General features: G+C 68.7%; 12 protein-coding genes. 4 read left to right on the top strand and 8 right to left on the bottom strand.

The genetic code is table 11. The features are described 5' to 3' along the window. Positions 1-3 precede the first annotated feature (3 nt). From MLE43_RS02440 to MLE43_RS02430, 3 genes are all read left to right on the top strand, one after another. On the top strand, positions 4-438 hold the full coding sequence (locus tag MLE43_RS02440) for a DUF2914 domain-containing protein (RefSeq protein ID WP_243301373.1): 435 nt from the start codon (positions 4-6) through the stop codon (positions 436-438). 194 nt (positions 439-632) lie between these two features. Then, positions 633-1,073: a hypothetical protein gene (locus tag MLE43_RS02435; protein WP_243301372.1), complete on the top strand. Its 441-nt coding sequence runs from the start codon at positions 633-635 to the stop codon at positions 1,071-1,073. A gap of 71 nt (positions 1,074-1,144) precedes the next feature. Beyond that, positions 1,145-2,032 carry an SPL family radical SAM protein gene (locus tag MLE43_RS02430; protein WP_243301371.1) on the top strand — a complete coding sequence of 296 codons (888 nt, stop codon included), beginning with the start codon at positions 1,145-1,147 and terminating at the stop codon, positions 2,030-2,032. Between the two features lie 14 nt (positions 2,033-2,046). Here the strand turns inward: MLE43_RS02430 and gltB are convergent, their stop codons facing one another. Continuing rightward, positions 2,047-6,435: a glutamate synthase large subunit gene (gene gltB / locus MLE43_RS02425; RefSeq protein ID WP_243301369.1), complete on the bottom strand. Its 4,389-nt coding sequence runs from the start codon at positions 6,433-6,435 to the stop codon at positions 2,047-2,049. Between the two features lie 133 nt (positions 6,436-6,568). On the opposite strand from gltB, the gene dnaX reads away from it, so the two are divergent. Beyond that, entirely contained in the window at positions 6,569-8,173 is a 1,605-nt protein-coding gene (dnaX, locus tag MLE43_RS02420; protein ID WP_243301367.1) for a DNA polymerase III subunit gamma/tau, read from the top strand. On the opposite strand, the gene MLE43_RS02415 is transcribed toward dnaX, so the two are convergent. The 7 genes from MLE43_RS02415 to MLE43_RS02380 form a co-directional block, all read right to left on the bottom strand. Continuing rightward, positions 8,174-8,395 carry a MoaD/ThiS family protein gene (locus MLE43_RS02415; RefSeq protein ID WP_243301363.1) on the bottom strand — a complete coding sequence of 74 codons (222 nt, stop codon included), beginning with the start codon at positions 8,393-8,395 and terminating at the stop codon, positions 8,174-8,176. 34 nt (positions 8,396-8,429) lie between these two features. Further along, on the bottom strand, positions 8,430-12,512 hold the full coding sequence (locus MLE43_RS02410) for a translocation/assembly module TamB domain-containing protein (protein ID WP_243301362.1): 4,083 nt from the start codon (positions 12,510-12,512) through the stop codon (positions 8,430-8,432). Then, on the bottom strand, positions 12,512-13,492 hold the full coding sequence (locus MLE43_RS02405) for a serine/threonine protein kinase (protein WP_243301361.1): 981 nt from the start codon (positions 13,490-13,492) through the stop codon (positions 12,512-12,514). The genes MLE43_RS02410 and MLE43_RS02405 overlap by 1 nt, the downstream gene beginning before the upstream one ends. Before the next feature lie 63 nt (positions 13,493-13,555). After that, complete coding sequence (locus MLE43_RS02400) at positions 13,556-15,178, bottom strand: MFS transporter (RefSeq protein WP_243301360.1); 1,623 nt, start codon at positions 15,176-15,178, stop codon at positions 13,556-13,558. Between the two features lie 68 nt (positions 15,179-15,246). Continuing rightward, complete coding sequence (gene rpoD, locus MLE43_RS14970; RefSeq protein ID WP_338029047.1) at positions 15,247-16,971, bottom strand: RNA polymerase sigma factor RpoD; 1,725 nt, start codon at positions 16,969-16,971, stop codon at positions 15,247-15,249. A 160-nt stretch (positions 16,972-17,131) separates the two neighbouring features. Beyond that, positions 17,132-18,853 carry a DNA primase gene (dnaG, locus tag MLE43_RS02385; RefSeq protein ID WP_243301358.1) on the bottom strand — a complete coding sequence of 574 codons (1,722 nt, stop codon included), beginning with the start codon at positions 18,851-18,853 and terminating at the stop codon, positions 17,132-17,134. Positions 18,854-18,968: 115 nt separating this feature from the next. Continuing rightward, a complete protein-coding gene (locus MLE43_RS02380) occupies positions 18,969-19,487 on the bottom strand; it encodes a GNAT family N-acetyltransferase (protein WP_243301352.1) in 519 nt (172 codons plus the stop codon). Positions 19,488-19,625: the final 138 nt, after the last annotated feature.

The raw sequence follows: 19,625 nt of genomic DNA, 5'->3' as shown, positions 1-19,625 counted from the left end.
GCCATGCGCGTCAGCCTTCTTCTTCCTCTCCTCGCCTCCGCCGCGCTCGTCGCCCAGGCGCCGGCGCCCAAGGCTGAACCCAAGCCGGCGGTGAAGGCGGAAGCCAAGACCGACACCAAGGCCAGCGCCGAGGTCAAGGTCGGTACCGGCGTGGAGAAGATGGAACTCCAGGGCGAGTCGGCCGCGTTCAAGGTGGCCGCCGGCACGAAGATCTACGCCTGGACCAAGGTCGCGGGCGCCGCCGACAGCTCCATCACGGTGGTGTTCAGCAAGGGCGACCGCACCTCCAAGATGGAACTGAAGGTGCCCCGCTCCCCCTACCGCACCAATGCCTACCGCACCTTCCGCAAGGGCGACGAGGGCAGCTGGACCGTGAAGGTCCTGGCTGCCGATGGCGCCGAGCTGGGCAAGGCCGACTTCACGGTCGAGTTCGAGTAGGGACAGTCACGTAGCTCCGGTCTTCAAAGAGGCGGTGCCTCGAGGGCACCGTCCTCTTTGCTGGGGGGGCGTTACCTTCCGCGGCTGTTCGAAGGCGCCCTCTCTGTGGGGTTCCTTGAACCCAGGTGGCCATACCGTATCCTCGTGGTTCATTCTGGTGGCCACCCAGCGATTTTCCGCCCCAAGGTGAAATCATGAAAATCTTCGAACATCATCCCCACCCCCACATCGAAATCCGTAAGAAGCGCGCCCCCAAGCCCAAGGTTCTCCCCGAGAGTCACCTGGCCCGTTTCAATGCGCTCCTGGGAGAGAAGATCACCCAGGGAGTGGGCACCATGTGGTGCGCCTATGCCTTCGCCCTGATTGCCTTCATCAGCCTGCCGGAAGCCATTCGCGCCGGGAAAGGCGCGCTCATATCCTGGATCGCGCAGACCTTCCTGCAGCTGGTCCTGCTGTCCATCATCATGGTTGGCCAGAAAGTCGAGGGCGCGGCAGCCGATACCAGGGCCGACGACACCTACAAGGATGCTGAGGCCATTCTTCATGAGGCGCTCGAGATCGAAAAACACCTTGAGGCGCAGGATGCCTTGCTGCAGAGACTCATCGAGACCCACCAGAACGACGCCAAGTCGTGATTGGGACCCATGTGAGCGAAAACAGTCACGGGAAGGCTTGACGAAACGAATAAAAAGCGAAAACTGGAGGCATGACCCCGCTGCCCCTGCCCACGGATCCGCCGCCCCTCTTCCAGGGGCTGCTCGTGGAACCTGAGGAGGCCCGATCCATCCTGAGGGCCCAGAAGGACGACCGGTACGGGTTCGGCTTCGCGCTCAGCCCCTACCGCGGGTGCAGCCACGGATGCCGCTACTGCTATGTCCGCGAATACCCCAACGCCCTGCATCGGCCCGAGGACTGGGGCAGCTGGGTGACGCCCAAGCTGAACGCCCCTGAGCTGCTCTGGTCCCAGCGGCACCGGCTCCATGGAGAGCGGGTCTTCATGGCCTCGGCCACGGATCCCTACCAGCCCCTGGAGCGGCAGTACCGCCTGAGCCGCCGTTGCCTGGAGGTATTGCTGCTGTGCCCCACCACCGAGGTGATCGTCCACACCCGGTCGCCCCTGGTGCTCCAGGACCTGGATCTGCTGCGGGCCTTCGGCGACCGTCTGACGGTGGGCCTCTCGATTCCCACGGACGACGACACCGTCCGCCAGACCGTGGAGCCCCACGCACCGGCCATCCCCAGCCGTTGGGCCGCGGTGGAGCGCTTGGCGGCGGCGGGCATCGGCGTGACGGTGGCTGTGACGCCCCTGATGGCGGTGCACGACGCCCAGGCCTTCGCCCGGCGGGCCAAGGCGAGCGGGGCCTCAGGCGCCTGGGTGGGGGGGCTTCGCCTGCTGAAGCAGGATCCGTTCTACAAGGTGCTGGCGGACCATGGCTGGCTGAAGGTGCTGGATCCCGTCTACGCCGAAGGCATCCGCTTGGCCTTCCGGGAGGCCTTCCCGACCCGGCGCAAGGCCCGGGAGCGGGTGGTGAAGCCCACACCACCCCCACCGCCCCCCATCCGCCAGCCGGGACTGTTCGATCGGGTGGGGTAGGGGGGCTGGGTGGATCAGCCGGCCTGGGTCAGCTGCCGGGCGACGGCCACGGGCACGAAGGGAGCGAAGGCGGCCAACGCCGTGGGCCAGTCTTCGAGCAGGGCCGCGGCGGTCCGGCTTCCCGTCTCAGCAGCGTGGGTTTCGAGGAGCCCGCGGAAGATGGCCTCTTCCTCAGCCCGCCAGGGAATGACGGCGAGGTAGTCGCGGTTGACCTGCTCGCCGCGTTCCCGGCGCAGGAACAGGCAGCCACCGGTCATGCCGGCTCCTGCATTGGTGAGGACGGGGCCCAGGATGGCCACGGCGCCTCGCGTCATGTACTCGCAGGCATGGTGTCCCGCGCCCTCGACCACGGCGGAGGCGCCGCTGTTGCGGACCGCGAAGCGGTCGCCGGCCAGGCCGAGGACCAGCAGGGTTCCGCCCGTGGCGCCATACAGGGCCCCGTTCCCCAGGATCGCATTGGTCTCGGCGGTGTAGGAGGCTTTGGGATGCGGCACCAGGACCGCCCGGCCGCCGGACATGGACTTGCAGACGGAATCATTCGCCTCGCCCTGGAGGCGGACATCAAGCCCTTCCGTGAGGAAGGCGCCGAAGCCCTGGCCTGCGCTGCCCGTGAAGTCGAGACGCAGCGTCCCGCGCACGGCCGGATCCTCTCCGCGGAGGCGATGTTCGCGCATGCCACGGGCGATGGCGCCGGAGAGGGTGGCGAGGGTTCCCCGGTCGCTGGTGGTGATGGCGTAGACATGGTGATGGGGGCCGCCCTCCGCCAGGAAGGGCTGGGCGTCGTCCAGGATCTGCTGGTTCAGGGGAGCCACCCCCTCCTGGTTGAAGGGCAGGGGATTGGAGCCGGCTCCTTCGGGGCGCGGATCCAGGAAGCTCGCCAGGTCCAGCTTGCGGTCCCGGACGAAGGCGGCGTGATCCGGCGCCACCTGGAGCAGGTCCACCCGGTCCTGCAGGTCGGCGAGGGAGGCCACGCCCAGGGAGGCGAGGTGGCGCCGCACATCCTCCGACAGGTGGATGAGCATGCGCTGGATGGCCTCGGGGCTTCCCGAATAGCGGGCCTTGAACTTGGGATCGTGGGTGGCGATGCCCGCGGGGCAGGTGTTCTTCTCGCAGATGCGGGCCATCATGCAGCCTTCGGCCACCAGCAGCAGCTTGCCGAACTCGAAGCCCTCGGCGCCCAGGATGGCCGCGGTCACCAGGTCCTTGCCCGTGAGGAGTCCGCCGTCCACACGCAGCTCCACCTGCTCCCGCATCTGGTTCTCGCGCAGGGCCTGGTGGGCCTCCACAAGGCCCAACTCCCAGGGCAGGCCCGCATGTTTCATGGAGCCCAGTGTAGCGGCGCCGGTGCCGCCATCGCCGCCGGCGACGTAGAGGATGTCCGCCCCGGCCTTGGCCACGCCCACGGCGATGGTGCCGATGCCCGTGCCGGAGACCAGCTTCACGCTGATCTTCGCTCCGGGGTGGACCTGCCGCAGCTCGTGGATGAGCTCCTTGAGATCCTCGATGCTGTAGATGTCGTGCAGAGGCGGCGGCGAGATCAGGTCCACGTCCGGCAGCGAGAACCGGGCCTTCGCGATGGTGGCGTCCACCTTCACGCGCATGAGCTGGCCGCCTTCGCCGGGCTTGGCGCCCTGGGCCACCTTGATCTGGATCTCCTCGCCGGAGACCAGGTACTCGGCCGTGACGCCGAAGCGGGCGGAGGCCACCTGCTTGGTGGAGGCGGTGATCCCATCGGTCCAGTAGAAGGGGTTCTCGCCGCCCTCTCCACTGTTGCTGCGCCCGCCCACGGCTTCCATGGCGAGGATGAGGTCGCGCTGGCTTTCCGCGCTGACGGCCCCGAAGGACATCGCGCCGGCGCCGAACCGCCGGAGGATCGCGGAGGCGTCCTCCACCGCGTCCAGGGGCAGGGGCGCCGAGGCGGGCCGGAAGGCCAGCAGGTGGCGCGGGTTGATCGGCTCGTCCACCTTCAGGGAGGCGAGGTATTCCTGGTACAGGCTCTGGGCTTCGGGCGTGTGTGGATCCAGTTCCACCAGGCGATGGAGCAGGCGCGCGCGCGCGGAGGTCAGCCCGTGGTGCTCGCCTTCGCCCGCCCGGGGCGATTCGCGGAACTGGTGCGTGTGCAGCAGCCGGTCCATGAAGCCGGCCTGGGCCGCGAGGCCGGTCTTCCGCAGCACGTCGCCGGCCAGTTCCTCGTAGCCGATGCCGCCCAGGGGGCTGGCGTGGCCTGGGAAGAAGGTCTCCATCAGCTCGGGCCCCAGGCCCACGGCCGTGAAGAGCTTGGCGCTCATGTAGCTCTGCACCACCGAGATGCCGCACTTGGCCATGATCTTGAGGAGGCCCGATTCCAGCGCGTTGACGAAGTTCCGCTCCCGCTGATCCGGACTCAGGGCGCTGAAGGTGGGGTGTTCGTCCTGGCGGGCGATCTCCAGGGCCAGGTAGGGGCAGACCGCCGAGGCGCCGAAGCTGATGAGGGCGGCCAGGTGGTGGGAGGTGCGGGCCTCCGCGGTGTGCATGACGATGGAGGCGTTCAGGCGCAGGCCCGATTCGTTGAGCGTGTGGACCACGGCGCGCAGCGCGATGAGGCCCGGGATGGGCGGCCGCTCCACGCTGGCCTCCCGATCGCTGAGGATGATGACGCTGGTGCCCTGCTCGACAGCCACCCGCACATCTGAGGCCAGCTGCTCGATGGCGGCATGGAAGCCGGCCACGCCGTCGTCGCGCCGGAAGACCATGGGGAAGGTGCGGGGGATGATGTGGGATTCGGAGGGCCGCAGGCTCTGCATGCGCTCCAGGAACCGCATCTGGCCCAGGTCCAGGATGGGCCGGGGCAGCTCCAGCGCCTCGTTCAGGGGCAGCAGGTCCTTGGGGAAGAAGATGTTCGGCGCGCGGCCCAGGAACACCCTCAGGTCCGTGATGTTGCCTTCGCGGATGTAGTCCAGGGGCGGATTCGTGACCTGGGCGAAGTGCTGGTAGAAGTAGTCGAAGAAGGGACGGGGCTCGGAGGAGAAGACATTGGGCCGGGCGGTGTCGCCCATGGAGCCGATGGCCTCCTTGCCGGTGGCGGCCATGGGATAGAGGATCTTCTCCAGCTCCTCGCGGGAGCAGGTGAAGAGGGTCTTCTTGAACACGCTCACCGGCCCGGCGGCCTCGGCGCCGGGCAGCGAGCCGATGGGCCGGGTCCGGGCGTCGAAGGTGGCGTCGCGGTGCTCGCGCGAGCGGCCCGGATCGCGGAAATGGACCCGTCCCGTGCCCAGATCCAGGGTGACGCCGGTGCCCGCGTAGAGGATGCCCTTGCGGCACACGGCAGCCTCGTCCACGGGGAAGGAGCCTGCCTCGGAGGCCAGGTAGAAGCGGTCCTCCGTCATGGCCCACCGGGCCGGGCGGAAGCCGTTGCGATCCAGCCGGGCGCCCACGCTGCTCCCGTCGGAGTAGACCAGGAAGGCGGGCCCGTCCCAGGGCTCCATGGCACGGCTCCAGAACGTGTAGAAGGCGCTCTGAGCCTCGGCCGGAGGCATCATGATCGCCAGGATGTCCTCCATGTGGGGGATGCTGCTGCGGTAGTGCAGGCCCTCCGCGATCTCGTTCAGGCTGCCGGAATCGCTGATGGAGCCGTGCGTCACCAGCTGGTCGGGCTTGAGCCCGATGGACATCTCCCGGGAGATGGCCCGGGAGCGGTTGCCGGCGATGGTGTTGATCTCGCCGTTGTGCGCGATCAGGCGGAAGGGCTGGGCCTTGTCCCAGGAGGTGCGCGTGTTGGTGCTGAAGCGCCGGTGGATCATGGCGAACCGCGTGATGAACCTCGGGTCGCGCAGGTCCAGGTAGAAGCGGTCCAGGTCGGCGGCCCGGGTGAGGGCCTTGTAGACGATGGTGCGGGCCGACAGGGAGGCGAAGAAGACCTCGTTCTGGATGCCCTGCTCCACCAGCTTGGTGCGGAGCACCTGCTTGGCCGAATAGAGCAGCTTGTCGAAGGAGGCGTCCGTGCGGCACTGGGCGGGACGGCGCAGGACCGCCTGGCGCATGGTGGGCAGGGAGCGCCGCGCCTCCTCGCCCAGCACGGAGGGATCCACGGGGATCTCCCGGTAGGCGAGCACGTTCAGGTCGAAGAAGGCGAAGGTGGCTTCGAAGATGTCCAGGGACTGGCGCAGGCGCCCGGAGTCCTGGGGCAGGAAGAGGTTGGCCACGGCGATGTCGCCAGGCAGGTAGCCGAGCATTTCGAAGGGGATGTCGGCCATGACGCCGGCGCCATCGCTGCTGATCTGGTCGGCCGCACAGCCGCCCCGGTGCTCCACGCACTTCAGCGCATGGATGGCATCCTCGAGAATGTCCCGGCTGGCCACACCCGTCCGGCTGGCGATGAAGCCGACCCCGCAGGCACTGTGCTCGGATTGCGATCCCTCAAGCATGTCTTTCCCTTCTGGGATCAAGCCATCCTATCGAGAATCACGGAATCTTTGGCTTTGAAACGGCGTATGGGGTCATCAGGCGCGCTTATAGCCCCTGACGGTCGCAGGGACCTTGTGGGAGACTGGACTTCCGATGACCACCCTCGCCCTCAAGTACCGTCCGCGCCTGCTTTCCGACCTGGTGGGCCAGGAAGGCAGCGTGAAGGCGCTGGCCAACGCCCTCAAGCGGGCCAAGGAGAGCGGGCGCATCCACCAGGCCTACCTCTTCGCCGGCGTGCGGGGCACGGGCAAGACCAGCACGGCCCGCATCCTGGCCCGGGCCCTGAACTGCGCCGAGGGGCCCACGGCCACGCCCTGCGGTGTCTGCGACCCTTGCCGGGCCGCCGAGCAGCCGGACAGCAGCCTGGACATCGTCGAGATCGACGCGGCCAGCCGGGCCTCGGTAGCCGATGCACGCGCCCTCCGGGAGCAGGTGCAGACCCGGCCCGCCTTCTGCCGCTACCGGGTCTACATCATCGACGAAGTGCACATGCTCAGCACCGAGGCGTTCAACGCCCTGCTGAAGGTCATCGAGGAGCCGCCGCCCCACGCCATCTTCGTGCTGGCGACCACGGAACTCCAGGACGTGCCGGACACCATCAAGAGCCGCGTCCAGATCTTCCCCTTCCGCCTCATCCCCGTGGGCCTCATCGAGGGCCGCCTCAAGCATGTCTGCGAGCAGGAGGGCGTCGAGGCCGAGGGGAACAGCCTGCGCCTGGTGGCCGAGGCGGGACAGGGCTCCATGCGCGACGCGCTCACCATCCTCGACCGCGTCATCGCCGCCGGGGATGGGAAGGTGCTGGAGGAGGCCGTCCGCGAGCAGCTCGGCATCGTCAGCGCCCACCTGGTGCAGGGTGTGATGTCCGCCCTGGCCATCGGCGACACCGCCGCCCTGGTGGAGGCCTGCCGCGAGCTGAACGAGCAGGGCGCCGACTGGGCCACCTTCTGGCGCGAGCTGGTGCTGGCGTTCCGCGACCGGCTGGAGCAGGAGGCCCGGGCGGCCCGAGGGCCCCAAGACCTGCTGCGCTGGGCCCGCATGCTCCAGCTTCTGCTGAGCCGGGAACGGGACCTGCGCGACAGCAGCCTGCCCCGGGTGGTGGTGGAGCTGGCATTGGTGACCGCGGCCCAGCTGCCGCATCTGGCGCCCCTGGATGCCCTGGTATCAGGTGCCGTCGCCCGGTCCTCGGGACCGCCCCCCGCCAGCCCGCCGCCGGTCCCTTCCAGGGCCCCCCAGGCCGCGCCGGCGCCTGAGGGGCCTCGCAGGGTTCCGCCGGCCGCCCCGCAGACCCAGGCCCCGGCTCGGGCCCACGCGCCCCTGCCTCCGGGGCCGCCCGCCCCGCCCCAGCTGCGCATGGCGTGCAGCGAAGCGCTCCGGGCCGTGCCTGGCCTGCGCGTCCTCGGCACTGCGCCCCAGATGGCCACCGACCTGCGGTGGGAACCGCCGGTCCTCCGGTTCCGGTTCCCGGGCAACGTGCGGCAGACCCTCCAGGACCTGGAGCGTGAACAGGCCAATCCCCATGTGCTGGCGGCCCTGGCGGCGGTGCTTCCGGGGCTGAGGGAGCTGGAGATCCGGTTTGACGAGGCCCAGCCCGGAGCCGGGACCGAGCGCCCAGAGGATCGCCTCCGGCGGGAACCGGGCTTCCAGGACCTGCTGCGGCTCAGCGGCGGGGAAGTGCTGGAGATCCGCCGGGAGGGCTGATCAGCCTCCCGAGACCGGAGGCATGAGGGCCACTTCGTCGCCGTCGGCCAAAGGCGCGTTCCGGTCGGCGAAGCTCTGGTTCACCGCCAGCAGGGCGTCCTTGGGCAAGTCCGCGAACCGGGGATCCGCCAGCAGGTCGCCCAAGGTCGGGGCCGGGGGCAAGGCGAGGTCGCTGAAGCCCAGCAGGGCGCGATAGCGGGCGAAGCACTTCACGGTGATCATGCTCATCTCCACGCACCAGCCTACCGCCCGCCGCCTATTTGGGGCTCCAGGAATGCCGGATCTCCCCGGAGGGGTTCAGTCCTGCCCCGGCGCCCTTGCTGGCGCCGAGCTGGAGGATGAAGTCGCCGAAGCGCCATTCCATCTGGCCGGAGGTGATGCTCAGCTCGCCGCTCTTCCGGTGGGACACGACGAAGGCGCTGCGCTGCCCGAACAGATTGACGCTCTTGCCCATGGTGACTTCCGTCTCCGTGGTGCCCAGGCTGGTCGTGCGCACGGCCACATTCACGCGATCCAGGCCCAGGGTCCGGCGCAGCTGCTCCTGGAAGGGCGCGAAGGCGAGGGTGGAGATCAGGCCGGAGCCCGCACTGGCGATCCCCGAGGTGATGGCGCCCTGGGTGGCGCCGGAGGAGGCGCCCGCGGTGCCGACGTTGGCCACGTTGCCGGGGTTGATGAGGATGGCCACGATCTCATCCTGGCGCAGGCTCGGCGTGGAGCTGGGCACGATGGTCAGGTTGCTCAGGGTTCCCCGGATGTCCAGGTTCACGGTGTAGCCCGGGATGGAACTGACGCTGCCCTGGAGGTTGATGTTCGGATCCAGGCCCCGGGACTCGGAGAAGCGGAGCGAGCCCTGGGTCACCACCATGTCGCCCGCCGGGAAGATGTTGGTGATGCGGCCGCCGGGCTGGAAGATCAGGGTGCCCTTGAGGGCGGGGTGGGCCAGGGTGCCCAGCACCTGGAACGGTCCTTCGGTGCGCCCCTCGAGCTTGAGGAGGTTGGTGTCGAAGCTCCAGGGACTGCGGAGGTCGAGGTCCAGGTCCAGCCGGATGCGATCCAGGGGGTCGTCCAGGTCCAGGCCCACCAGTCCGCCGCTGTCGCTGAGGGCGCTGCGGAGGATCAGGTCCGCCAGCTTCACCTCGGTCTGGTAGTTCAACCGGTCGGCGCGGAGCCTGCCCTTGAGCAGGCCGGCTTCTTCATTGCCCTCCAGGGTGGCGTGCAGGGTGCCCTGGAGGTCGAGGCCTTCCGGCACATCGCGCAGCTGGAAGTTGGCCAGGGAGGCCTTCAGGGAGTAGGTGTCCAGGCCGCCCAGCCGCCAGGCGATGCCGCCGGACACCACCAGGTCGCCATGGGCGAGGGTGCCCCTGAGCGGCTTGTCCACCGGGATGGAGACGGCGTGGTCCTTGAACACCACCTCGGCCTGAAGGTCCTCGACACCCTGATAGCCCCTCAGGTTCAGCTGGCCCTTCTCCAGGGAGAGGGTGCCGTCCAGCAGCGGATCACCATAGGTTCCGTGGGCCAGGAGGTTGAAGGTGCTCGTCCCTTGGACCCTGAATTCCGAGAGTAGGTTGTATTCATCCACCTCCATCACGCGGTCGAAGATGGCCTTGAGGTGGGCCAGGTTGGCGGTGCCCTGCATCCGGAGGGCCAGGGGAGCGGTGGTGGAGAAGGGCAGCCTGCCGGACAGCCGCAGGCCGGCCGCCTGGGCCAGCGCGGCATCTGCCGCATTCCGGGCGCCGCCCTCCAGGGCAATGGCCACCTCTGCGCCGGCGGCATCTCCCCGGAGGGCGGAAGGGGCGACCTGATGCAACTCGAAGGCGCTGAACTGGGCGGCCAGTCGATTCAAGGTTCCCGTCCAGCTCAGGGTCCGGCCATTCCACCGACCCTGGGCGACGGCCTCCAAGGTCAGGTCCTCCAGTAGGTCCTCCGTGAGGCTCCGGGCGAGGATGTCCGTCGGCGCGCTGTCCGGGGACAGCGCCAGGGTCATGCGCCCGGCCAACTCGGATCCATCCTGCCGGACCTGGGCTTCCACGAGGGGGTGGGCCCTGCCTTCGATGCCCAGACGCGCCTCCATCCGGCCCCGTTCCAGGTTCACGAAGGCCTCGAGGCCCTCCACGCTGCGGCCTTCGAAAAAGACGCGGCCCCGGCTCAGGGTGGCCTGGCCTTCGGGCAGGTCCAGGGCCCCGAAGGGGCTGGTGATGGGCCCCAGCAGCCGGACCTCCAGCTGGGACTGGATGCGGGGCCCGGGCAGGGCCAGGAGCTGGGAATCCAGATGGCCGCCGAGGTCCACCCGCCAGGTCCAGCCCTGGAGGTCCAAGTCGGCCTTTCCCTTCAAGGCGAGGGCCCCGTCGGGTTCGGTCCCGGGACCGCCCAGCAGATCCGGGCGCTCGCCGATCCGGACATCGTCCAGCCGCAGGCGGAGGGTGTCCAGGTCCATGGCGAAGTCGGAGGAGGCCGCTGGAATTTTGATGCCGTAAACCTCACCTGATTCGACTTGAGCGGTCCCGGTCATCAGGATGTGGTCATAGGGCCCCTGCAGGCGCACCCATCCGCCGCCGGTGCCGGTGATGGGCAGGTCGCCGAGGTCTGCGGCCTTGAGCCCCTCCGCCACGGGCAGGCGGAACGCGGTGTAGCACATGTCCATCTGCTTCTGGCCTGGGGCCGTCCGCGCCCAGGTGAGCCAGAGCTCGCCGCCCCCGGCGCCCTCGCCCTTTTTCAGCTCGATGTCCGTGATCTTCAGGTCGGCATCCCGGATCTGGATCTTCGCCTGGACGCTGTCCGCCTGGGCTCCGTGCCAGCGGGGCCGGGTCACCTCGCCCGACCCATCCAGTTCCAGGCCGGTGCCGCGGCTCCAGCGGACCTTGGCCTGGGCTCGGGTCTGCCCCTCCATGTCGAGGTCCACCACCTTCCAGGTCCGGAGGGCCCGGGCCACCTGGTCGGCCCCCACCTCCGTCCGGCCCTCGGCCCCCAGGCGGACCAGTCCGCGGGGGCCCAGTTCGGCCCAGCCAGTCCCTTCGGCCTTCAGGGTTTCCAGATCTAGGCGGAACTGGTCCAGCGTGGCCTGGCCGTTCTTCAGCGTGGCATGCAGGCTCCCCGCCTCCTGCCCGCGCTGGGTCAGCCCGAACTGGACGGAGCCCTGCCAGCGGTCCAGCCGCCGGAGCGAGGCGGGGTCCTTCGGGCCCTCCACCTGGGCCCGGAGCTCACCGCGGACGCCCTGGAGTTCGGCCACCCGCAGGAGTCTGCCCACCACTTCGAGATCCAGGCCCTGACCCGTCAGCGTCCCCTTGGCCGGGGTCTTGGAGGACCAGCCACCTTCCAGTGAGATCTCCCCCTGGGATGAGCGCCAGCGGAGGTGGCTCAGCTGGAACCCCTCCAGGCTGCCGCTGCCGCGGAGGTCGAGGCTGCCGGGTGCGAGGGAGCCCTCGGAGGGCTGGAGTCCAGTGCCCTCGGCGCTGACGGTCCACCGGGGATCCTTCAGCGAGCCGTGCATGGTGGCCGTCAGGTCGAGGTTGCCCCCGAGTGGCGCCCGGGCGAGGCCACCCCAGTGGGCGGCCTGCGGGAGAGCCACGACTCCCGCGACCTGGGCTTCCACCTGTTCGGGTCGCAGGGGGGTCTTCGCATCAAAACGCCCGTGCAGGCGGAGCTGGCTCTCGCCGAGGCGCAGGTAGCCCTCCTTGAGGTCGACGAAGGCTTCGGAGACCTCGCCGTTCAGGTCCAGGCGGCCCCGCTCCCAGCCCTTGGGACCCTTGACCATCAGGCGCGGGCCCGCAAGGTCCACCCGCAGCTGGTTGGGCTTCGGCCCCGTGGCCTTCACGTCGAACTGGTAGCGCAGGGGAGGCAGCCCCCGCAGGGGCTCGGGGATCTCGATCTCGCCGCCGGTGATGCTGAGCAGATCCAGGCGCAGCTGGGGCAGGGGCTTCTTGCGCGGCGGATGCTCCTTGAGGTGGATGGCCCCCAGGCCGGCCTCCGTGAGGCGGAGGTGGGGGCCCTCCACCCGGATCGAGAAGACGTGGGGGCTGGAGCCAAGCAGGGAGGTGAGGTCCGCCTGGACCTCCACCTTCCGCACCGTGAGCAGATCGCCGCCCAGCCGCACGTCCCGCATGGAGGCGGAGCCGAAGAGGGGGTGGATCTCCAGCTGACCGACCTCCAGGGAGAGCCCGGTCTCGTCCCGCACCAGGGCATCCAGTTTGGAGATGGTCCAGCGCAATACCGCGGGGCGCGTGGCCACCCAGGGGACGATGGTCACGGTGGCGGTGCCGGCCACCAGGACATAGGACACGCGCCGCACCCAGCGGCGGCCCCAGAGTCGCTGCACGGCTTCCTTGGTCGGATGCCAGACCATCAGCGTTCGTTCTTCTCGCCACAACTGGGGCAGGTTGTGGCCATGCGGGAGAGCGGCCGGTAGCAGAAGCGGCAGAGCCGGGCTTGGGTCGTGGCGCGCAGGGTGGGGTGGGGGCCCGAGCTGTGCGTGGAGAGCACGGCTGTGCCCAGGGGGCGGGTCTCGCGGGCCACGCTGTCCTTGAGGCGACGGAGGGCCTCCAGGAAGGCCTGGGCCGACAGGTAGCGCTCACCCAGGTTCACGGCCAAGGCCTTCATCACCACTTCGGAGAAGGCCTTGGGGACGATGGGGTTGCGGAGGTGCGGAGCCATGATCTGCTGGCTGGTGAACGCCTGGGCGATCTTGAGCGGATCCGCGTCGTAGAAGGGAACGGTGCCCGTGAGCATCTCGTAGAGGGTGATGCCCAGGGACCAGAGATCGGACTGGAAGACGGCCCGGCCCCGGAAGTGCTCGGGGGCCATGTAGGGCGGCGAGCCGATGCGCGTGGGCGCATAGGGGACATGCTGCAACTCCAGCACCCGGGAGGTGCCGAAATCCGTGACTTTGGCCACCCCCTCGCGGTTCACGAGGATGTTGGCGGGGCGCAGGTCCCGGTGCAGGATCTGGTGGCCGTGGGCGAAGGCGATGGCGCTGCAGACGTCCAGGCCGATCTCGAGGGCCCGGGTCGGGGCCAGGGTGCGGTCGCGGCGGATGAGCCGGTCGAGGCTTTCGCCTTCGACATACTCGAGCACCATGAAGAAGATCCCGTTCTTCCGCTCGACGGTGATGAGCTCGACGATGTTCGGATGCTTCAGGCCCGCCATGATGCGGGGCTCCTTCAGCAGGTCCACGATCTCATCCTGCTGCTGGTGCGGGACTTTCAGAGCCACCTTGCGGTTGACCCAGGTGTCCATGGCGAGATACACGGCTCCGAAACCGCCAGAGCCGAGGCGGTCCAGGATCTGGTATTTCCCCAGGGTCTGGTCCTTGGAAAGCACGGGCACGGGCTCCGAAGCGATGGAACCAGCATGACCGAAACCGCTCGCGGCTCCTAGCGTCCCGGTGGCCTATTCCAGGATGCGGTCCAGGATGGAGCTCTGGTCCTCCCAGGCCGCCGCCAGGTGGCGGATCCGCGGGCGCGACTCCGCCCCGAGCGCATAGGCTTTCCGGAGGAAGGCGCGATCCTCCACGGTGGCGCGATGGTGCTGGCGGAGGTGCTCTCCCCAGCTGGAACTGAGGAAACTCTCCACGAACCGGAGCTGGCCTGGATCGGGTGGCACCAGGTCCTGGAAGAGGGACCACCGCACGGCCCCGTCCCGGATGCGGATGCGACGGACTTCCCGCATGGCCTCCTGGAAGGCGGTTTTGCGGGCCTCGGGTATCCGGTACTCGAGCACCGTGAGGATCGGTCCCTGGTCGGGATGGATGGGGCCGGGCGAGTGGGGTTCGAGGTGATGGGGACTCAGGTCCGGCGGCTGGTGGAGCGCCCGGATCTTCAGGCGGGCCGTGGCGGCCAGGAGCAGCAGCATGCCGAGGCCCGCGGCGGCATAGGCGACATGGATGCCCCAACGCTCGCCCACCACGCCCCAGAACGCCGCTCCGCCCGCCATGGCGCCGCCCCAGACCGTGATATAGACGCCCAGGGCCCGGGCCCGGACCCAGGAGGGCACGGACAGCTGGACGCCGGTGTTGCAGGTGCTCAGCACTGTCAGCCAGCCGGCCCCGCACACCAGGAGGGCCAGGCCGACCGACAGGGTATGGGCGACGAAGGCCAGCACCAGCAGACCGGCCGCGAAGGTGGCCGTGGCTCCGGCCATCAGGACATTGGGATTGTATTTCCGCCGGAGGGCCGGCAGCACCAGCGTGGCACCCACCGCGCCGGCGCCGATGCACCCCAGCAGGAGGCCGAAGGCGGTGGAACCGAGCTGGAGCCGATGGATCGCCAGGGTGGGCAGCAGCGAGAAGATCGGGCCTCCGAAGAAGACGAAGCTGCCGCCGCGCAGCAGGATGATCTGCAGCTCCTTGCTGTGCCAGGTGTACCGCAGGCCCACCTTCATGGCCGCGCTGAACCGTTCCGCGGGCAGGTCCGTAGTGACGGGCCGCCGCTTCCAACCCTTCAGGACAATGAGCACGCCCACGAAGGAGACCGCATTGAGGGCGAAGGCCCAGGTGGCGCCGAACAGGCCCACGACGAGGCCGCCCAGGGCGGGACCCACGGCCCGGCTCACGTTGAAGCCGGCGCTGTTGAGGACCACCCCGGCCGCGATCTGGTCCTTGGGGACCAGGTCGGGTACCGAGGCCTGCCAGGCCGGGGAATTCAACGCCGCCCCCACGCCCAGCAACAGGGACATGCCGATCAGCACGCCGGGAGTCACCAGGTGGAGGGCGGACAGGATGGCCATGGCTGCGGCGGCCAGCAGCATCCAGGTCTGGGTGACCAGAAGCATCCGCCGCCGGTCCACGATGTCGGCGATGGCGCCGCCGGGCATGGACAGCGCCAGCATGGGCAGGGTGGCGCCCGTCTCGATGAGGCTCATGAGCAGCGGGGACCGGGTGATCTCCGCCATGAGCCATTTCTCACCCACGCTCTGGACCCAGGTGCCCACGTTCGAAGCCATGGCCGCGATCCAGATCGCGAGGAACATGTGGCTGCGGAGCGGAGCGAAGGGGCTGCTTTTGGCGTCGGTCACGGGGGTCCGGGAAGGTGGGCGGGTGGAAAGGAAAGGGCCCCGGAGGGCCCTTGGATGGCACAGGCAGGTCAGCCCAGGAACGCTTTGAGCGTCTTGGAATAGCGCGGGTGGCGAATTTTCCTCAGCGCCTTGGATTCGATCTGGCGGATGCGCTCGCGGGTGACGGCGAACTCGCTGCCCACTTCCTCCAGCGTGTGCTCAGAGCCATCGTCGCCCACGCCGAAGCGCATGCGGAGGACGCGCTCTTCGCGCTCGCTGAGGGTGTTGAGCACGTTACGGACGGTCTCCTTGAGGCGCTGCTGCACGACCTGCTCCACGGGGGAGACCACGGTCTTGTCCTCGATGAAGTCGCCCAGGTGGGAATCCTCCTCCTCGCCGATGGGCGTTTCGAGGGAGATGGGCTCCTGCGCGATCTTCATCACCTTGCGGACCTTGCCCACGGGCATGTCCATGGCGTGGGCGATCTCCTCGCTGGAGGGCTCCCGGCCCAGCTTCTGCACCAGCTCGCGCTGGGTGCGGATGAGCTTGTTGATGGTCTCGATCATGTGCACGGGGATGCGGATGGTGCGGGCCTGGTCCGCGATGGCGCGGGTGATGGCCTGCCGGATCCACCAGGTGGCGTAGGTCGAGAACTTGAAGCCGCGGCTGTATTCGAACTTGTCCACGGCCTTCATGAGGCCGATGTTGCCCTCCTGGATGAGGTCCAGGAACTGCAGGCCGCGGTTGGTGTAGCGCTTCGCGATGCTGACCACCAGGCGCAGGTTGGCTTCGATGAGCTCGGCCTTGGCGCCGCGGCTGATGCTTTCCGCAGCCTTGAGGCCGTTGAAATCCTTGTGGAAGTAGTCGCTGGTGGTCTCGTACTTCTCGAAGAAGTCCTCCAGCGTCTTCTCGATGTGGGCCAGCTCGTCCTTGTAGCGGTCCTTGAGCTTGGCGAAGGCGGGGTTCTTGAGGCGATCCCGCAGCTCGCGGCACTTCCGCTCGCCGGCCATCACTTGGCTGTGCTGGTGGGTGATGCGGTCGATCAGGCGGGTGACGGCGAGGCTGTTGAGGCCCAGCTTGCGGATCTGGCGGGAGAGCCGGGCCCGGGCGTGGAGGATCTCGCGGTCCAGCTTGCGCTTCTTGGGCAGGGTCTTGGTGCCGGCGTCCACCTGGAGCTTCAACTCCAGCAGGTCCTGGAGGGCCTGGTCGTAGACCAGCAGCTTCTCGAACTGGTGATGCACGTGCTGGGTGGCGGAGGTGCTCTCGGCATCCTCGTCGTCGTCCACCTCGTCGGACAGGCCCACGACCTCGCGGATCTTGCCGGGGTTCTCCTTCAGCATCTTGCCGATGTCGATGAGCAGGCTGGCGGCCAGACGAGACCGGGAGAGGGCCCGCATGACGCTGCGGACGCCCACTTCGATGCGCTTGGCGATCTCGACCTCGTCCTCCCGCTTGAGGAGGGGCACCGTGCCCATCTCCTTGAGGTACATGCGAACCGGATCGTTGAACTTGTCGCTGTCGGGGCTGTCGATCTCGACTTCGAGGTCCTTGTCACCCTTCCCGCCACCTTCGACCATGATGAATTCAGGCTCGATGGCCTCGCGGGCGGCTTGGGCCTCTTCTTCGGTGGCGCCGATGCCCACGCCCAGACGGGCGAACAAACCCATCATCTGTTCCAGATCCGAAGGATTGGAAGCAGTATCGGGGAGGAAGTCGTTGAGCTGGTCGACCAGCAGGAATCCGTTTTTCCTTCCGATGGAGATCAGGGCTTTGGTCAGGGTGTAGTAGGCATCGCGTGGCGGCGTCGGAACCATTCGGACCTCAAAGAGCACTGCAGGCATCGGGCCAGTGGGGTGGAAGGACCCGGGGGCCGAGGGGAAAACAGAACACGGCCAATGTACCGGGCCGAGTCCGGAACTTTTCAGTATAGGGGATCTGTTGACTCAGGCAAGGGCTGGATCTTCAGGTTGGGCCTCAACGGGGACCCCGCCGGCGGCGGGAAAGGTCTTTCTGGCGGCCCAGCAGCTCGTTCTGGCGGGTCATGACCCGGGCCGTGAGGGCAGCGTCCACCATGGTGCGGGGATCCTGGAGCAGGCGATTGTTGGCCTGGATCTCCCGGTCGAGGTATCGGCTTTCCAGCCGGGCCAATAAAGAATCGGCATCCCGGCCCGCTTCGTCCTTGTGGCTGGCCTGGGCCTCCAGGTGCCGGATGGCGGCCAGCGCGCCCGGGGGCAGGGGCGTGGGGTCCCCTTCTGCATCCAGCAGGGCCTGGAGCAAGGGCGCTCCAGAGAGGCTCTCCCACCAGGCGGGAGGAACCTCCTGGATCCGCCGCCAGTGTCCCGCCGTGGCCATCAGGATGAGGCTGCGGATGAGGTCGTCCACCTCGGGGGCCGCCGCCTGGACCGACGGTTCGGCTTCGGCGGCCGGGGCCTGCCGGCTCCGCACCGCCCGGTCCAGTTCCTGCAGCGGCACCTGGAGCTGATGGGCCAGGCTGGCGAAGAGGTCGCGGCTCTCGGTGGTGCGGGGCAGGTAGGGCAGGAAGTCCAGCAGGTCCTTGAAGGCGCCCATGCGGTCGGAGATGCGCCTCAGGTCCTTGCCCTCCATGGCCCGGTCGATCATGAAGGCAGTCCAGTCCGGGGCGGTCCCCAGCAGGTCCCGGAAGGCTTCGCCGCCGAGCTTGAGGCACCAGGTGTCGGGATCCTCGCCCTGGGGCAGCTCCAGCAGACGCACCTCGAAGCCCAGGGGCAGGGCCATCCTCAGGCTCTTCTCCATGGCCCGTCGCCCCGCGGCGTCGCCGTCGAAGCAGAGGATGACCCGGCGGGTGAACCGACCCAGCTGCTTCAGGTGCTCCTCGGTGAGGGCGGTGCCCAGGGGCGCCACGGCCTGGTGGATCCCGTGCTGGTGGAGCTGTAGCACATCGAAATAGCCTTCCACCACCAGGGCTCCGTCCTTCATGGCGCCCTTCGCGCGGTGGAAGCCGAAGAGGGTCTCGCCCTTGTGGAACAGGACCGTGTCGCGGGTGTTGAGGTACTTGGGCTGGCCGTCGCCCATGATCCGCCCCCCGAAGGCCACCAGGCGGCCCCGCGCGTCATGGATGGGGATGGTCAGGCGGTTCCGGAGGAAGTCGATCTGGGTGCCGCGCTCGCTGCGGCTGGCCAGGCCGGCCTGTTCCAGCAGCTCGCCGGAGAAGTTCAGGCCCCGCAGGTGGGTCACCAGGGGATCCCAGCCATCCGGCGCCAGGCCGAAGCCGGCCTCCGCCACGAAGGAACCTTCGTAGCCCCGCCGGCGCAGGTAGGCCCGGGCCTCCTCGTGGCGCTCCAGCTGCCGTTCGTAGAAGGCCTGGGCCGCCTCCAGCGCCGTGCGCAGGCGGGTCTCCAGGTCGACTTCCGCCGCCGGTCGCTCCCGGCGCTGGGGCAGGTCGATGCCCGCGGCCCGGGCCAGCTGTTCCAGCGCCTCGGGGAAGGTCATGCCCTCGCGCTCCATGAGCCAGGCGAAGGCGTCACCGTGCTTGCCGCAGCCGAAGCAGTGGTAGAAACCCCGGTTGGCCACCACCTGGAAGCTGGGGCTGCGCTCGGCGTGGAAGGGGCAGAGCCCCACATGGGCCGAGCCCTGCTTGCGGAGCTTCACCGCCTGGCCCACCAGGGCCAGCAGGTCCGTGGCATCCCGGACTCGCTCGACGATCTCGCGGTCACGCATGGTCGATACATTCCGGAGAAAAGGAACCACGCTTGCGGAGGGCCGCCGATGTGGTCTGGGGTGCAGGGAAGGACCCTGCCATCAGCATACCGCCTCCGCTGCTTCGGGCCGGAGGTTACAGGCGCTTCTCCATGAGCTTGAACTCCACCCGGAGCTGCTCGAAATCATGGAACTCCACACCCACCTGCCGGAAGCCCAAGGTCTCGTAGAAACGGATCGCCGAAGCGTTGCCCTGATAGACCACCAGCCAGGTGGACCCGGCGCCTTGCGCCCGCATCCACGCCTCGCCGGCCTGCATGAGCTGGCGTCCGAGGCCGGAGCGCAGGGTGCCGGGATCCACATAGAGTTTCTGGGTCTGCCACGGCGTTCCGGGACCCGTCGCCGAGGGATGGAGGCACGCCTCCTTCAATTTCAGGAACCCCAGGACCCGGCCCTCCACCTCGGCGACAAAGTAGGTGTTGACTGGTTTCGCCAGGCTTCGGGCGATCTTGGCGGGCGAGTAGGTGGCCTCGAGATACCGGGCCAGGCCGCCCGCTTCGTAGAGGTGGCCGAAGGCCCAGGTGAAGCTTTCGCGCCCCACAGAGGCGATGGCGGCCACATCTTCGGGAAGGGCCGGGCGGATGAGGGTGTTCATGGGACCTCCAGGCGCGAAGGCCTCCGCCGGGAAGGCCCCTGATCGAGCATTGGGGCCAGGGCCCAGCGGCACAACTCGATTCTTGCGCTCCTTTGGGGAGAACCCTCCAGGATTCCCTTTCTCTCCCGGCATGGCATT

Origin of the sequence: Geothrix oryzisoli (assembly GCF_022808865.1) — a bacterium.
Lineage (GTDB): Bacteria > Acidobacteriota > Holophagae > Holophagales > Holophagaceae > Geothrix > Geothrix oryzisoli.
This window is presented reverse-complemented; position numbering and strand designations above follow the sequence as displayed.

Bases quoted from the DNA above. Each gene is read 5' to 3' on its own strand.
- MLE43_RS02440 (WP_243301373.1), top strand. From the start codon at position 4: ATGCGCGTCAGCCTTCTTCTTCCTCTCCTCGCCTCCGCCGCGCTCGTC.
- MLE43_RS02435 (WP_243301372.1), top strand. From the start codon at position 633: ATGAAAATCTTCGAACATCATCCCCACCCCCACATCGAAATCCGTAAG.
- MLE43_RS02430 (WP_243301371.1), top strand. From the start codon at position 1,145: ATGACCCCGCTGCCCCTGCCCACGGATCCGCCGCCCCTCTTCCAGGGG.
- gltB (WP_243301369.1), bottom strand. From the start codon at position 6,435: ATGCTTGAGGGATCGCAATCCGAGCACAGTGCCTGCGGGGTCGGCTTC.
- dnaX (WP_243301367.1), top strand. From the start codon at position 6,569: ATGACCACCCTCGCCCTCAAGTACCGTCCGCGCCTGCTTTCCGACCTG.
- MLE43_RS02415 (WP_243301363.1), bottom strand. From the start codon at position 8,395: ATGATCACCGTGAAGTGCTTCGCCCGCTATCGCGCCCTGCTGGGCTTC.
- MLE43_RS02410 (WP_243301362.1), bottom strand. From the start codon at position 12,512: ATGGTCTGGCATCCGACCAAGGAAGCCGTGCAGCGACTCTGGGGCCGC.
- rpoD (WP_338029047.1), bottom strand. From the start codon at position 16,971: ATGGTTCCGACGCCGCCACGCGATGCCTACTACACCCTGACCAAAGCC.
- dnaG (WP_243301358.1), bottom strand. From the start codon at position 18,853: ATGCGTGACCGCGAGATCGTCGAGCGAGTCCGGGATGCCACGGACCTG.
- MLE43_RS02380 (WP_243301352.1), bottom strand. From the start codon at position 19,487: ATGAACACCCTCATCCGCCCGGCCCTTCCCGAAGATGTGGCCGCCATC.